The organism is Pseudomonas arvensis, assembly GCF_056688935.1.
This window is the reverse complement of sequence record NZ_CP162038.1, coordinates 3023795-3038469: the sequence shown is the minus strand read 5'-3', so window position 1 is coordinate 3038469 and position 14675 is coordinate 3023795. Positions and strand designations below refer to the sequence as shown.

Sequence of the window (14675 nt, the reverse complement as noted above, 5' to 3'; positions counted from 1 at the left end):
GCCCGTTTATTGCAACGGACATAGTTTCCGATAAGGGCGGCCTTCGAAATGTTTCGGGATTTTTTAAAAAGGACGATGAACGGTCTTTGGCTGAAGAAAACTTGTACAGATGCGCGGTGTTCGCGCCGCTTCGTATAAGTTTTTACTCCAGGTGGGGTGGGAGTGATATTAAATTAATAGCAATGGCTGCCGCTTCGCTTAGTGTGCAAAAGTAGTTTTAATTGAAAGCTCTTGCACGGGTCGACTACCGAACCTACATCACGGAATGTTAGAGGCTGTATGCCAAATATACAGGTATGAAAGAGACTGAACGTGGGGCGGTGCTGGACAGGAAACAGCGGCTGGCTGCAGAGGAAGCCCCGCTCCTTGAGCGGAACGGGAAAATCCTCTTATCCCAACTGGGAAGGTCCCAACTAGCGACGTAAGCAACACAATTTTTCGATCAGAACAATCAACGATTCGTGGGCGACCGGTTTGCTCAAATGGGTGGTGAAGCCCGACTCAGCCGCTTTTTTCTGGTCACTGCCGGCCCCGTAACCGGTGAGGGCGATCGCGGGAACCTGGCGCAGATGACCTATCGCGCGCAGCTTGCGCATCAGCTCATGGCCATTCATTTTCGGCATGCCAATGTCCGAAATGATCAAGTCGTACTGTGCATCGCGGGCTGTTTCCAGCGCGGTCTGTGGGTCATTGAACGCGTTAACCTGAGCGCCCTCCATCTCCAGCAGCAGATTCAGCACTTCAAGCACCTCGCAAGAGTCATCCACCAGCAACACCTTGACGCCATGGAGGCGTTCAACCTCGTCCTGTTCAGCGTCAGAAAGTGGCAGATGATCCTGTTGTTCGCACAGCGGCAGCCATACCGAGAAGGTGCAGCCAAAACCCAGCCCCCTGGAATGAACACTGACCGAGCCTTCATGAGCCTCCACCAGTTGGCGTACCAAGGACAAGCCTATGCCAAGGCCCTCGCGTTGATGCGTCTGATGCTGGTTTTCTGCCTGCCCGAACAGATCAAAGATCTTCTCCAGGCTGTCATCTGCCAGGCCGATGCCACTGTCGATCACGTCCAACTGGGCGCGCCCCTCCGAGCGGCTCAGCACCAACTGCACCTGACCGCCCTCCGGAGTGAATTTCAGCGCGTTGTTGACCAGGTTCCAGATCACTTGCTCAATGCGCGTCGGGTCGACGTCGACAATCAGGGATCCATGATCCGAAGGCGTTTGCAGCGTCACCTGACGACGATGCCCGTCGGCGAGCACTACGCCATGGATCTCCCTCAGCGTGCGAATCAGATCAACCCGTTGTCTTTTCAGCTTGAGCTTGCCCGTACGCACCCGTGCGACATCCAGCAGGTCGTCAATGATCCGTGCCTGGCTGGACACGGCCTCGCAGATCGTATTCACGGCTTTGATCGCCGGGCCCGCCGCCTTGGTAGCGGGCAAGCGACGCAGTAACTCGGCGTTCAGTTGGATGAGGTTCAGTGGATGTTTGAGTTCGTGCGACATCACCGCGAAAAACTCGTCCTTGAGATGGCTCTTCGTCTGGGTTTCCATCAGGCGCTGGCTCTGCTCATCCTGAGTGCGTTTGTGGCCGGTCAGGTCGCGGGCGATCTTGACGTAGCCCTTCAAGCTGTCGCTCTTTAACTGCGTGACCTCACCGCTGCAGTAGAACCGACTGCCATCCTTGCGCACATGCCAGCGCTCATCTTCACCGCGACCATGTTCGCGGGCCGCGCGCAGCTCGCTCTCGGGTGCGCCGGCGGTGCGATCCTCGGGTGAAAAAATCAAGTCGTAATAGGCGCCCAGCACTTCGTCCTTGGTGTAGCCGAAGATCAGTTCTGCACCCGTGTTCCAGTCGGTGATGGCGCCGTGGTCATCAAGGATGATGATTGCAAAGTCATGGGTACTCTCGGCCACCAGACGCATACGCTCTTCGCCCAGGCGCAGTTCCTCTTCGGCCTGGCGCCGCTTGGTGATATCGATGAAGGTCAGCACCGTACCGTCGATATGATCCTCGCTGGAGCGATAGGGCAACAACCGCGCGATGTACCAGCGGTTGTCCTTACCGCTGATTTCCCGCTCGATCATGTTCAGCGACTCAAACACCGTCGTAGCGTCTTCGGTGATTTGCGGGTAATCCAGGCGGTGGGTGATGTCCATCAACGAGCGTCCAGTGTCCACCGGGAGCATGCTGAAAATATCGGTGGCGCGGGGTGTGAACCACCGGATGCGCATATTGCGGTCGACGAATACGGTGGCGATGTCGGTGGAGGCGATCAGGTTGGTCAGGTAGTCATTGACCTTGTCCGTCTCTTCTACCTTGGTTTTAAGTTCATAGTTGACGGTCAACAGCTCTTCATTGATCGACTGCAGCTCTTCCTTGCTGGTTTCCAGCTCTTCGGTGGCCGAGCGCAATTCTTCGTTGACCGCCTGCATTTCTTCGTTGGAGGCCTTGAGTTCTTCGCTTGAGACTTCCGACTGTTCGATGGTGTCCTGCAAGTGCAGCTTGGTGCGTTGCAGCTCCTGCTCCAGGTTGCCCATGATGGCGTTTTCAGCATGGCTGACGGCGGTGGAGTCGGCCTGTTGGAGGTCGATCGGGCTTTCCTGGAAGATCACCAGCACATAGTCGCTTTCGGTCGCGTCATCGCGATAGGGGCGGGCGGTAATGTCCACCATGAAGAGCGCCTGCTCGCGCTGAACGCGGATCTTGCGGGAGGTCACAGGCATGTTCGATTGCTGGACCTGAAAGAGTGTGGTGCGGATGTCGAGGCGCAGGTCGGGATGAACCAGTGCCAATAGGTTATGCGTTATCTCACCCGCCACATAACGCAGGAAGCTCCCGGCACCTTCGCTCATGTGCAGGATCTGCGCGTGGATGTCGACAATAACGCTTGGCGGTGCGGCTTTTTCCAGGGCCCGCAGATGAATATCCGCGAATGAAACTTTGTTGGGGGCCTTATTTTCAATCGCGATCGACGCGGTGCTTGGGCGCAAGTAGCCGCCTCGCGGCATGGTCGGGACGCGGCGCATAGGGGAGGAGCCGGCACGCACCCGAAAAATGCGGTTTCGTTTGTCGACCGGCACAAACAGGTCCAGGCAGCCGTCGGCCGACTCCGAGGAACCAAGGAACAAATAGCCACCGGGGCGCAGCGCAAAGTGGAACATCTGCAGGATGTCGCGCTGCACTTCACGGTCCAGGTAGATCAACAGATTGCGGCACACGATCAGGTCGATCTGGGAGAACGGCGGGTCGGCCAGCAGGCTGTGTTTAGCGAACAAAACCTTCTCGCGAATTTCTTTACGCACCCGATAGTGCTGGTTTTTCTCTTTAGCAAAATACTGGCGCAACCGCGGCGGCGGTACGTCGGTGATGATCGCCTCGGGATACACGCCGTTGCGGCCGTGGGTGATTGCGCGCTCGTCAATATCGGTGGCAAATACCTGCATCTTGGCGCCGCTGGCATCCAGCGCCAGTTGCTCGGCCACCAGCATCGCGAGGCTGTAGGCTTCTTCGCCGGTGGAACAGCCGGCCGACCAGATGCGCACCTCTTCACGGTGCGGCACGCTGTCTTCGAGTGACTTCACCAAGTTAGGTATCACGTCACGCTCAAGCGCTTCGAAGGCCTCGCGGTCGCGGAAGAAGTTGGTCACGCCGATCAGCATATCGCCGAGTAACGCCTTGGTTTCGTCTGGGTGCCCCTGGAGGAAGTTGTAATAGGCCGCCAGGTCCGGCTGGGCGGTTACTTGCAAGCGACGCTCAATACGGCGCAATACTGTGGCGCGCTTGTAATGCTTGAAGTCGTGCCCGGTACTGGCGCGTAGCTGAATCAGGATGTCCAGCAACAGCTGCTCGGCCACGGCTGCATCGCGTTCGGATGCGGGCGGGGTGGTTTTGATTTCGGGATCGTTGGCGGTGGGCAGGATGATCGATTGAGCATTGCGCCACAGCTCCAGCAACTTCTGGGGCATTTCCACCACGGGAAGCACGAGATCGACCATTTGCGTTTCGATGGCAGCCCGCGGCATACCATCGAACTCAGCATCTTCCGGGGCCTGTACCAGAGTGATCCCGCCTTGCTCCTTGATTCGAGAAAGGCCCACCGCGCCGTCCGCTCCGGTCCCTGAAAGGACCACGCAAAACGCCCGCTCTTTATGCGCATCTGCCAAGTCGCGAAAAAACAGGTCGATGGCTATGTGCGAGCCGCCCTCGCGGGTTGATGGGGTTACCGCTAAATAGCCATCATTCATCTTCAAATGGTGAGCCGGCGAGATGACATACACCTGATTCTTTTCGATGGGCGTCGTGTCGTTGACCTGTGATACCGGTAAGCGGGTCGACTCCTGGATGATCTTGTCCGCCACGCTTTGATGATCAGGAGACAGGTGCAGAATCACCACGAACGCCATGCCGCAATCTTTGGGCATATGCTCGAAAAACGTTTTTACTGCTTGCAGCCCGCCCGCAGACGCGCCAATCCCAACCACCGGAAAATCCAAGTCACTGGGGATCAGATCCTTGCGTTGCGGAACGTTAGGGGACCGCAGGGGGGCAGACTTCATAAATACCAACCTTGGTTAACTGCGCACGCGAAGCGCGTGGAGGGAAAATTAAGCGAGGGCGAGGGCTGAACCGAAAGTGAAATATAGCGGAAAACCTGCGTGCAAAAGAATGCCTCGAATCGCTGACCCTATAAACCTTACCTTGCGGTTGAGGCACGCCACCTTCAGAAGGTTTATTCAGACTGACCAATGGTTCTGCCGCGCCTGAAGGGTTATCCGGTTTTTTCAAAATCCATCTGAACTTACCCTTCCGGCCCACCCTCGCAAAAGTAACCACAGCGAGGGGCTGTGATACTTGGCCGGGCGTCGGCCCTGTTTTCGACAGGGCTGTCAGCTACTTTCGCTTGGCGCGGTGAATGCGCATCCACTCTTGGTAAGCGGCGGTGCGTTGCGCATCTGCGACTTTCTTCGCTTCGATGAAGCGCGCCCACGTCTGCGCATCGCCGCTGTAGCACTCAATGATTTTATACGCTTGCGCGTCCAGTCGATCGGCTTCGAAAAACATCTCGTTATTTCGCGCGACCTCATCTTCCCGTGCTTGTTTTTCCGTATAACCAAGTGCCTGGCTGTTCATCATGTAAGGCCCTCCGACCACTGAACCTGTGTCGCGCCGCTCCAACGTACATCGGTAATGCCGTATTTTTCCGCCATCGGTTTAGAGACTCGCTTGAGGGTGTGCTGGCCAAATCTGGGTACGACGGCAACACCTGCATCGCAGCTGGCCCAATGCCAAGCCTCGGCATTGTTCATTTGCGCTGCGCGCACGATGAAGGACTTCGGTTCACCGTGAAGCTGATACTCGATGGTAAATAGATTGTTCTGTTTCATGAGACCTCCCTATGCTCATGAATTACAGATATTTGACGTCAAATAAAATTCAAAAAATTGTCCGACAACTCGATGGATGAGCCTGGGCGCTCATTACGACCTCAGTCGTCTACTGTAAACGTGACCCACCCGGGCGCATTCGTGGGCCGCTCGATATCGACGATGACACCACTCACGGTGGAGCCATCGGGCAAATTGACCGCGACGAAGTTCGAATTACCCGGCCAATCCAGTGGCTTGTCGAAGTCCAAACGCGCAATCGTCGGCTTTCCGCTGCTACTCATTTGGATGTTTACGCCGTTGTTAAAGCGTTCATCCGAGGGTGTCCCCAAATGGAGCGAAGCAGTAATCACAGTGGCAATACCTTGGAACTCGTAAGACATGCTGATTTACCTCAGTTAGACGGAGCGGCTGCCCCCGATTCAGTTATGCGGCTTCAACTCGGCGCTCACCGCTGGCGGGCCTAAACAGGTTGCCCGACGAAGTCGCTGAATGGGAGGCCGTTGCAGGGCGGTGCGGGTGAGCCAGCCGGATGCCAGGACTCATTCCGGTTGCTGAATCAATCATCATGACATCCTCCTATCGCTGGTCTTGCGATAGAGAAGGGCCGGCAGATGATCGTTCAATCCAAATGGCTGAGTGGCGCGTTCAGTGCTGATGGGCCGTTACAGTCGGATCGGTGATCTGGATAACGGTACCCTGTTGCCATGCGTCCGCACCGGGTGCGATGGGTGGGGCAACTATATCGACGCGAGTCTTCTTCTTTTCGGTGCTGTCGATACCCATTCGCTGATCTCGCTCGGCGACCATCCGAGGGTCGGCCTGGCCATCGGTGGTAAACCCCATCATCAATTGCGGCGCACCCAGCGGCAGGCGTTTGTGGAGATCGGTATGCCAGGTATGCCAGGTCTTACCGTAGGTATGTACCAGTTTTTCCATCAAGGCGTGCTCGGCCACTTCGGGGATTCCCGGCGCGACCAATTGTCCTGATTTCACTTCGTGCACGTGGCTGTGCCAAAGCGCCTTTTCAGGGGCAGGCAGTGTGCTGAATAACTGCTCGCTGATGATGTATTCCACGCCCATCAACTTTGCATCCTTGCGATTGCCGTCGTAGATCACGCATTGAATCACTTCTTCGTTCAGAACCGCGCAGTAGTGATGCGCTTCCATCTGCACATCGGGATGGCCGTTATAGAAGTGAAAACCGTCCAGATAGGCGTTCAATGCATCAACAGGCGGACGAGATTGGAGCAGGGCTGCACCGGCTTCCAGGGTTCGGGTTGATGGCGTAGTCGGTTTACCGGGCGCCCCCACATTCGAGGGGGAATCATTGCCAGCGCAGGCGCTTAGCAGGGTAAAGGTTGCCGCCAAGGAAAACGATTTGGCCATTCTGGCTGTCGTGGTAGTCATTGTCGTGGGTTCCATCCTCTTGCCTTCTCTCAAGCTGATTGGGGAAAGAGCTTCAGTAGGATCCGGCGTATGAATTCCTGTTTATTACCCTACAGATGAACGCCTGGAAGACTGTCTCGACATGACCATTTCTTCCAGTATTTCCCGTATGAGCCTATTGATTCCCGATTCCCCGTGATAGTGGGCGCGATTGATATTTGCGATGGTGAACTGATCAGCGTCGTGCGCCGTTACGGTCACCGAAAGGCTGCCGTCGGGATTGAACGCACAGTTGACTGCGCAGTTAGGAAGGCGAGCGCAAAGGGCTGTTTCAATCTCAACTTTGGTAAGCGTGTCCATGGGTTCACCGGATTAAATGCGTAAACACGACAAGCCTAGATCAGAATGCCACGGCGTAAATGCTAGCAAGATAATGGCTTTGCGCGACGTCCCTTTCTGGAAGGTACCGCTCGTCAGACATGGCTCGAATTTCTTGAACATACGATTTGCTCTCTCGGCCAGATTAATCAAATAGGTTTAGCGCGGTGCGACGATCGGTTTTGAGATTTCGCGCCGTATTGACTCACTCGCCAATAGGTAAACGATCATGAAAAAGTTGAGTATGTGCTTGGGCTTTTGCAGTGTATTCATGCTTCATGGATGCTTTGACAGCGCCGATAATGCAACCAAAGACAACTCCAGCGGTACCAAGTCCTCTGTACAGATGCAGGAAGGAAAAGCCGACGAGCGTAGCCAATAATTGATGGCCCGGCCGTTGTGAACCGTTGGGCCAAAACCCTTTTAGGACAATAAAAATATTGGGTTTGGATGCTCCAAAAATGTACGCAATGTGCTCAGCAGATCGCCGCGCTGAATGAGGTGAGCTAAGGGCTTAACTGAAGTGACTACATGGCATGGGGGGAGGGGGGGGGCGACCAACGATTGACGTTGGCCCGCCTCGGTGACCCTGCCTGGGACTTCCGGTACCTACTGGTGCATCTCCGTCACAGACATAGTGAATACCAGCTTGGATCTGCCAGCGTTGGAATAGGAATGGGGGACGTCGGTTTTGGCGACTGCCGAACTCCCCGCAGGAATGACCAACTCTGTTTCCCCTACCACACATTTCAGCGTGCCTTTTTCCACATGAAACAGTTCAAGCGTGCCCTGAGGATGCCCCTGTGAAGCGAAAGACTCGCCTGGGTGCATTTCCCAACGCCACAGCTCGATCATATTCGGGCCGGAGGTTCCCGCAAGAAGGCGCGCTGTTCCTCCCTGATCCCCGGTCCAGAGCGTGGGGATGTCTTGACTGTCGATGATATGGGCGGATGGGGCTTCGGTCACATTGACGATGTCTGCAACGGACAGGCCCAACGCGGCGGCGATTTTGCAAAGGATGCCGATACTGGGGTTCGCCGTACATTTCTCTATTTCGACAACCATTCCTTTGCTCACGCCAGCGCGGCGGGAAAGCTCATCCAGCGTGATCTTCTGCGCTTTGCGCGCCTGTTTGAGAGTGCGCGCAACGGCCAGGCTGACGGCTTGAGCATCAGCGCCAGGGGTAGTCGACAGGCTGGTATTGGTGGTCATTGATGAGGGTCATGAGGAAAAAATGTGCTGGGATTCTCGGCCTTTATCAGCAGCTCCGTCAACCAGATCATCCGTTATAGTAGATGATATTGGTCATTATATTGACTTTGCTGGTCGTCAATGACTAGCATGAAATACATTCAGGTTCCTGGAGGTTTTTGATGCTGTCCGTACTGCCGTTAATCGATCCAGCCGTTGCCCAGTTGGTGCCGGAGTTCAGGGCTCTGAGCATCGTGGTGGAAGCTGCGCCACTGGCTCATCCTGAGGTGGCTCAGGTCGCGCTGGACCGTGCTTGCAAGGCCGTGCAGGAAGGTGGGCCAAGCTGGGGAGAAGCCCATTTGGCCGCATGGGCTGAGACATACCGAAAGTTTGGGGCCAAGCCGCAACGCACGCCTTGTTCAGCTGAAGCGCTGCGTAAACGAGTTTTACGTGACGGCAGCTTGCCTAGTCTGGATCCCATCGTCGATCTCTACAACGCAATCAGCATCGAGTACGCCATCCCGGTTGGAGGGGAAAACATTGAGGCCTATGTGGGCTCCCCACGGCTCGTAGTCGCAGATGGCACTGAGCCTTTTGACACGATGAAAGAGGGGGTTCCTGCTTTCGAGTATCCGGATGCCGGCGAGGTTGTCTGGCGCGATGACAAAGGCGTGACCTGCCGTCGCTGGAATTGGCGGCAAGGCGTCAGGACCCGTCTCGGTGCTGACGCGAAGAGCATGTGGTTCATTCTGGAGAGTCTGCCGGCGATGCCGCTTGAAGCCTTGACGGAAGCGGGTGACAAACTCATCGAAGGGTTGCAGCAAATGATGCCGGGCGTCCAGATCGAAAGCTCACTGATTGGTCCTGGGGCCGGATAGTCGATAGATCATTTTCTGACCATCCCTAGAGCGCTTTTGAGTCTTGGATTTTCAGTAATCGCCCTTTTTCACACCACGAATTTGTTAACCAAATGATTCAGGTTAACCGCCAGTTTGGACATTTCGCCACACGCACTGGCTGTCTGGCTGGCACCCGCAGCACTCTGAGTTGCCAGCTCGCGAATACTGACCAGATTGCGGTCAACCTCACGGGCAACATGCGACTGCTCTTCAGAGGCCGTGGCAATCAGGAGATTACGCTCGTTGATCTGAACAATGGCCGTGGCTATTTGATCCAGCGAGGTGCTGGCCTCTTGAGCAACGCCAAGTGATTCGGTCGCCAGGTCCTTGCTCGTGTTCATCGCCTTTACAGCCAGGTCAGAGTCGTTCTGGATGGCAGCGATCATCTGCTCGATTTCTTGAGTCGATATCTGGGTGCGATGGGCCAAAGCCCTTACTTCGTCAGCAACTACCGCAAACCCACGGCCTTGCTCGCCTGCGCGTGCTGCCTCGATAGCAGCGTTCAAAGCCAAAAGGTTGGTTTGTTCTGCAATCGCCCGAATCACCTCGACAACTTTAGTGATGCTCTGTGCACGATCTGACAAACCTTGAATTTGTTCGCTTGTGTTTTCAACGTTAACGTTCAGCTTTTGAATGGAGCTCAATGTCTGCGCCACTCGGGCCAAACCTACCTCGGTATAGCCTTGGGTGCGCTTTGACTCTTCTGAAGCTGACTCCGCGTTACGAGCGACTTCATCAACAGCAGCGCTCATTTCCGTGACAGCTGTGGCAGCCTGATTGACCTCGTCATTTTGGGCGACAAGACCCCGACTCGACTCCTCAGTTACGGCTGTCATCTCTTCTGACGCAGAGGCCAACTGGGTGGATGAATCGGATATCTGCATAATTGTAGTGCGCAGGTTTGTCTGCATCTGCGCGAGCGCCTTCAACAGTCGCCCGACCTCATCCGTCCCGCTGACCAAAACTTCCTTGGAGAGGTCACTGGCCGCGATACGCTCTGCCACAGACAGGGCATCGTTAATCGGAGAGGTGATACTTTTTGTCAGTAATAATGCCAATCCAACCGTCAAGATGACCACGCCCGTTATAAGGCCGACAACAAGCCAAAAGCCATTGTTATAGAAGTCGGTCGCGTTTTGCCCAGCCCTCGCCGCACCTTCATCGTTAAAGGTGGTCAACTCCTTGATCTGCTGCTCCATGGTATTCGTCAGGGGACGGATGTTGTTACTCACCTGACTGACCGCGGCCGCTATGTCCCCCTGTCTCATCAACGGTTCGAGAATATCCAGTTGTTTGGAATAGGCATCGGCGCTGTTTTTTACCGGTGTATAAAACGAACGCTCCTTATCACTCGCGATCAGAGGCTCATAATTCGCCACTGCATCGATGAACGCTTTGCGGTAGCCAGGGAAGCTTTCAATATTCTTTTGAAGAGACTGAGGGTCAGCAAGGCCTCGCTGTGTTTCGAGCCTCAGACGAAGTGTCGCTTTATCCATCAACGCCGTTTGTCGGATGCTAGCCATCCAGTTGAGTTCGACATCTTTTTCGGAGTCCCTCAGCTTGCCCATCTGCAGAACTGCAAATGCGCCGAGCACAAATACCAACGCAATAATTAGCGCGAAAAACAGAGCGGCGCGTGGTGCTACGTTGAGGTTTCTAAGGCGCATTCGGGATTCCTGTTTTCCAACTGTGGTTGATACGTTCGACAGGCTATCGACCCAAAGTTGGGAACCTTAAGGATATTGCCGCAAAGGCCATGTGGTTGCCGACACAGCGCCGGTTGAAAAAATTCAGTCTGGGTTAAGGCGTTGGCGATAACGCAAGGCCAACCGCTGCGCTTGATGGGGTGGCGAATCCCGTTCCGCTTTAGCACTTGCACCTGGCGGGTTTTCGTTTTTGCGCCTGTGAGTGTGCAAACCTCCTCGTGCGACAGAAAATGAATATCCATACCTACCTTCCGCCGCGCGCAGTGGGTCGCGCTGTCTTGATGATGTGGATGACTTTGAAGGGGAAGGTTATTGCGTGGTGACGCGAGTAATCGAAGTGCGGAGCGCGACGAGAAGGGCCCGTGATCCGTTTCCAGACTGTCCAGCAGTAGTGGTAACGTCTGCGCTGTCATCCCTGGAGACGGCCAAATGAATCATCAAAGTCCAGCTAACGCCACAGCAACAAATGCTGGCAAGGTAAGTACTGCCCACCCGCCTATTTGGTATTACGGCCCCGAAATACCAATTATCGGAAACAATGGTATGGGCGTTTTTGGCGTCTCCCTTGCGCTGCTTCTGCTTTTACCGGGCTACGGGCTTGCGACGTTCCTTTTCACAGGGCCGGACGTCATTCATGGTGTGCAGCCTAACCATGGTGAAGGCCTCACAGCGTCATCCTTCATTCTGTTAATGCTGGCCAGTGCAGTGCTCATTGGTGCGTTCTTTGCTTGGGTTGTCTCTGAGCCTCAAGTGCAGGCCTTCACGTTCGACGGAAATCAGCAACTGCTGACCCTCACCATAACCCGCCGTTGTCGAAGCCCCATCGAAGTACGCGTCCCGTTTAGCGAAATCATCTACATTTGCCCTTATGTGATGAATTCGTTTGCTCATGATGGACATTTTCACGTCGCGTATCGCGGAGCGAAGGGCAAGGTTTTTGGGTATCGTCTAGGGGACGGTACTTCTCTCGAAAATATTGAGTTTCATGGGGCGTGGTTGCGTGGAATGGTAGGAGAGCGAATGTGCGAGCTGACGGATCTCGACGACTGAAAGCAGCCTAAAGCCTGTCTGAGCTACCGCACTATTGGTCGGCCCATCAGGTGTTCATTAGTCATACGGCATTCCTTGCCGGGCCATGCCCGGGCGGCGGAGTGGGAAAACTCAAACGCTATATGCACATAGAGCAGTCGAGACGTGAAAGGTTTGGGAGTGGTGTTCGTCGGCAGGACGCCGGGGGTAGGGAATTGCGGAACAGAAAAGATAAGGGCCTGCCCAGGTTTCCCCGGCAAGCCCTTGATATCCTTGGTGCCCGAACCCGGAATCGAACCGGGACGCCCTTACGAGCGGGGGATTTTAAGTCCCATGCGTCTACCAGTTTCGCCATTCGGGCGGTAGCGCGATGCAGCAGGGTTGGGAATATATAGATCCAGGCGCGTATGCGCAAGGCCGCAAAGCAGCTTTGTTGTGCGCGGGCCAGGGTGAAAAAGCTCGAAAGATCAGTGATCTACGGAGGCTTTAAGAGAAAATCCAGAGGATTCCCACGGCTTGGGAACAAGACTCATACCAAACAGCCGTAGCGATATGCCACCTTGGCAGCCCGTCAATGCATCGGTTGACGCGCCGTATCCGCAAACGTTCGTGTATGGCGCCAACCTGTTCAAGCCCAAACCTGGACGCTACCCTGCCACTCCCCTAATCATAAAAAGGAATGAGTGATGAGTGTCCAGACTCTGCCCCAGGAAGGCAGTTGCCGCTGTAGTCGTGTGCGTTTCAGTGTGAGTGAGGCCCCGGTGATCACCATGGCCTGCCATTGCACGGGGTGTCAGAAAATGACCTCCAGCGCGTTCTCCCTCAGTGCGTTGATCCCGGCCAGCGCCTTCACCGTGACCCAGGGCTGCCCGGTGACCGGTGGCCTGCACGGGGCGGACCGTCATTATATGTGCCCACATTGCATGAGCTGGCTGTTTACTCGCCCCCATGGCATTGATGAGTTCGTCAATGTGCGTGCGACCTTGCTGGATAACGCCAGCGGGTATGTGCCGTTCATGGAAACCTGGACCAGCGAAAAACTGCCCTGGGCCACGACCCCTGCGGTCGAAAGCTTTGCGCAACTGCCTGAACCCCAGGACTTCCCGCGTTTGATGCAGGCCTACGCCGAGTTCAGTGCCCGTTGACGTCAATCGATCAATGCCAGCAGGTCCGTGTCGCCGACATCCACCCCGGCTTGAGTCAGCAGGGTCGTCGCCTGGCCCCGATGGTGGGTCTGATGGTTGAAGAAGTGCAGCAGCAGGCTGGCAAACGGCTTGTCGGCGGCAACGCCACGCATGTTGTGGTAGTGCAGGCGTAGGTCGAGGTCGGGCTCGCGCAACAGGTTGGCCCAGTCGATGATCAGTTGGTCCAGCCAGGTGCGGCGCGCCGCCAGTGCGCTCAGGTCGGCAAAGGCCAGGTGCTTGAGATCGACAGGCATGGCAATGGCCGCCAAGGGGGCCAGCGCGGTAGAGCCTGCAGGGTGTTGGGCGAAGCGCTTGAGCCAGACCGTATCACCCAGCACCAGGTGGTTGAGCGTGCCCAGGATCGAGCCGAAAAAAGCCTGGCGATCCGCGCGTAACTGCGCATCTGAAAGCTTGGCGGCGGCCTCATAGACCTTGCGGTTCATCCACTGGTTATAGGTCGCCATCAGTGCGATCTGCTCGATTCGGTTCACGGGTGTTCCCTGGTTGGCTGCGCGCCCGCTCGGCGGTCGGGGTGTTCCGGCAGTGGCGGGCGATGGTTGTTGAACGCCAATACTACGCCAACGCGTCCTTCCAGACAGTCGACCAGTTTGATGACCCCGAAGCCGAGGCCCACAGCCATGCAGTGTTGCGCGCCTTGATTGCCAGCTGCGTCTGGAGCAACAGGCCAAGGCCTAGAACCGCAACGTAGCGCCGGTCGTCAACCATTGTTCACGCTCGCCGATCAGGCTGCGCCCAACCACAACGTCCACATCGACGTATGTCCCGAGATGCACGCGTGGCCCGGCCTGCCATGCCTGGTCGCCGCCGGCCTGACCATAACGCTCGGCGATCAGCGTCAGCATGGGTACCGGCTGATACTCAAAACCGGTGCCCCAGGTCAGGCGGTGTTTTTCATCGCCGTCGTTATAGGAATGGGTCCAGCCGGCATTCAGATTCAGGCGCAACGGCGCCAGCGGCTGCCACGTCAGGGGGACGTTGAAATCCGCGCCGTCATACGCATGCCTGCGGTCCTGGGCAAAGTGCGCGCCGGCGGCAACCGCCAGCTGCAGCCCAAGATCATCCCGTGACAGCATCTGCGCCTTGAGTTGCGGGCTGAGCTGGCTTTCGCCGCTGGCACGTGACAGTGCTGCGCCCCATTGCACCGCAGGCATGGCACTTAACGTACAGGCCGGCGACAGTGTTTCGCTGTGGCTGCTGCCGTCGTGGCGATAAGCGCTGTACCAGGCGTCTACGTTGCATTCGCCTGGCGCGTTGATAGCACCGTCATCGACCACATAGGCGCCGCCAGCCGCATTGGCCTTGGATATCACGGCGATGAGCAAAATAAAGCCCAGCGTCAGGCCGATAAACATTAAGTTATGCCGCAATGCACGGCGTTTAGCCGGTGGCAACAGCAGCAGGCTGTGGCGCACATTACGGCCGTGACGCGCACGGTATTTGGCAAACCCGTCAGGGCGTTTTGGAGTGTGTGGGGTGTGCATGATGCACCTC

General features: G+C 56.1%; 13 protein-coding genes, 1 tRNA gene and 2 pseudogenes. 4 read left to right on the top strand and 12 right to left on the bottom strand.

All coding sequences use genetic code 11. The annotated features are described in order from the left end of the window. Window positions 1–413: 413 nt before the first annotated feature. The 7 genes from AB3G88_RS13545 to AB3G88_RS13515 form a co-directional block, all read right to left on the bottom strand. Entirely contained in the window at window positions 414–4559 is a 4146-nt protein-coding gene (locus AB3G88_RS13545; RefSeq protein WP_480454348.1) for a CheR family methyltransferase, read from the bottom strand. 334 nt (window positions 4560–4893) lie between these two features. Then, window positions 4894–5133 (bottom strand): hypothetical protein, encoded by a 240-nt coding sequence (locus AB3G88_RS13540; protein WP_099583170.1) that lies wholly within the window; start codon window positions 5131–5133, stop codon window positions 4894–4896. Next, complete coding sequence (locus AB3G88_RS13535; protein ID WP_480454347.1) at window positions 5133–5387, bottom strand: DUF6555 family protein; 255 nt, start codon at window positions 5385–5387, stop codon at window positions 5133–5135. The genes AB3G88_RS13540 and AB3G88_RS13535 overlap by 1 nt, the downstream gene beginning before the upstream one ends. Window positions 5388–5488: 101 nt before the next feature. Next, window positions 5489–5770 (bottom strand): hypothetical protein, encoded by a 282-nt coding sequence (locus AB3G88_RS13530; RefSeq protein WP_480454346.1) that lies wholly within the window; start codon window positions 5768–5770, stop codon window positions 5489–5491. A gap of 265 nt (window positions 5771–6035) precedes the next feature. Beyond that, complete coding sequence (locus AB3G88_RS13525) at window positions 6036–6776, bottom strand: OBAP family protein (RefSeq protein ID WP_425375721.1); 741 nt, start codon at window positions 6774–6776, stop codon at window positions 6036–6038. Window positions 6777–6881: 105 nt separating this feature from the next. Then, a complete protein-coding gene (locus AB3G88_RS13520; RefSeq protein WP_099583081.1) occupies window positions 6882–7136 on the bottom strand; it encodes a DUF1652 domain-containing protein in 255 nt (84 codons plus the stop codon). Between the two features lie 627 nt (window positions 7137–7763). Continuing rightward, the gene (locus tag AB3G88_RS13515; protein WP_112195367.1) at window positions 7764–8366 is read right to left on the bottom strand and encodes a helix-turn-helix domain-containing protein; all 603 of its coding nucleotides are present in this window, start codon (window positions 8364–8366) and stop codon (window positions 7764–7766) included. Window positions 8367–8527: 161 nt separating this feature from the next. Here AB3G88_RS13515 and AB3G88_RS13510 point away from each other — a divergent pair, with 161 nt between their 5' ends. Further along, the gene (locus tag AB3G88_RS13510; protein ID WP_480454345.1) at window positions 8528–9223 is read left to right on the top strand and encodes a B3/B4 domain-containing protein; all 696 of its coding nucleotides are present in this window, start codon (window positions 8528–8530) and stop codon (window positions 9221–9223) included. 68 nt (window positions 9224–9291) lie between these two features. Here AB3G88_RS13510 and AB3G88_RS13505 read toward each other — a convergent pair whose 3' ends face one another. Both AB3G88_RS13505 and AB3G88_RS13500 read right to left on the bottom strand, forming a co-directional pair. Then, window positions 9292–10911 carry a methyl-accepting chemotaxis protein gene (locus AB3G88_RS13505; protein ID WP_158878281.1) on the bottom strand — a complete coding sequence of 540 codons (1620 nt, stop codon included), beginning with the start codon at window positions 10909–10911 and terminating at the stop codon, window positions 9292–9294. Between the two features lie 131 nt (window positions 10912–11042). Further along, window positions 11043–11192: pseudogene (locus AB3G88_RS13500) on the bottom strand (DUF4224 domain-containing protein); the annotation flags it as partial. 187 nt (window positions 11193–11379) lie between these two features. Here AB3G88_RS13500 and AB3G88_RS13495 point away from each other — a divergent pair. Continuing rightward, window positions 11380–12000, top strand: a complete 621-nt coding sequence (locus tag AB3G88_RS13495; RefSeq protein ID WP_480454343.1) for a hypothetical protein — start codon at window positions 11380–11382, stop codon at window positions 11998–12000. A 253-nt stretch (window positions 12001–12253) separates the two neighbouring features. Here AB3G88_RS13495 and AB3G88_RS13490 read toward each other — a convergent pair. After that, window positions 12254–12340: transfer RNA gene (locus AB3G88_RS13490), tRNA-Leu, on the bottom strand. A gap of 325 nt (window positions 12341–12665) precedes the next feature. Between AB3G88_RS13490 and AB3G88_RS13485 the strand changes: the two genes are divergently transcribed. Further along, window positions 12666–13124 carry a GFA family protein gene (locus tag AB3G88_RS13485; protein ID WP_480454341.1) on the top strand — a complete coding sequence of 153 codons (459 nt, stop codon included), beginning with the start codon at window positions 12666–12668 and terminating at the stop codon, window positions 13122–13124. Between the two features lie 2 nt (window positions 13125–13126). Here the strand turns inward: AB3G88_RS13485 and AB3G88_RS13480 are convergent, their stop codons facing one another. After that, window positions 13127–13654 (bottom strand): DinB family protein, encoded by a 528-nt coding sequence (locus AB3G88_RS13480; RefSeq protein ID WP_099583068.1) that lies wholly within the window; start codon window positions 13652–13654, stop codon window positions 13127–13129. A 98-nt stretch (window positions 13655–13752) separates the two neighbouring features. On the opposite strand from AB3G88_RS13480, the pseudogene AB3G88_RS13475 reads away from it, so the two are divergent. Continuing rightward, window positions 13753–13830, top strand: a pseudogene (locus AB3G88_RS13475) (DUF533 domain-containing protein); the annotation flags it as partial. A gap of 25 nt (window positions 13831–13855) precedes the next feature. Here AB3G88_RS13475 and AB3G88_RS13470 read toward each other — a convergent pair. Further along, entirely contained in the window at window positions 13856–14665 is an 810-nt protein-coding gene (locus AB3G88_RS13470) for a PA4824 family protein (protein WP_480454340.1), read from the bottom strand. Window positions 14666–14675: the final 10 nt, after the last annotated feature.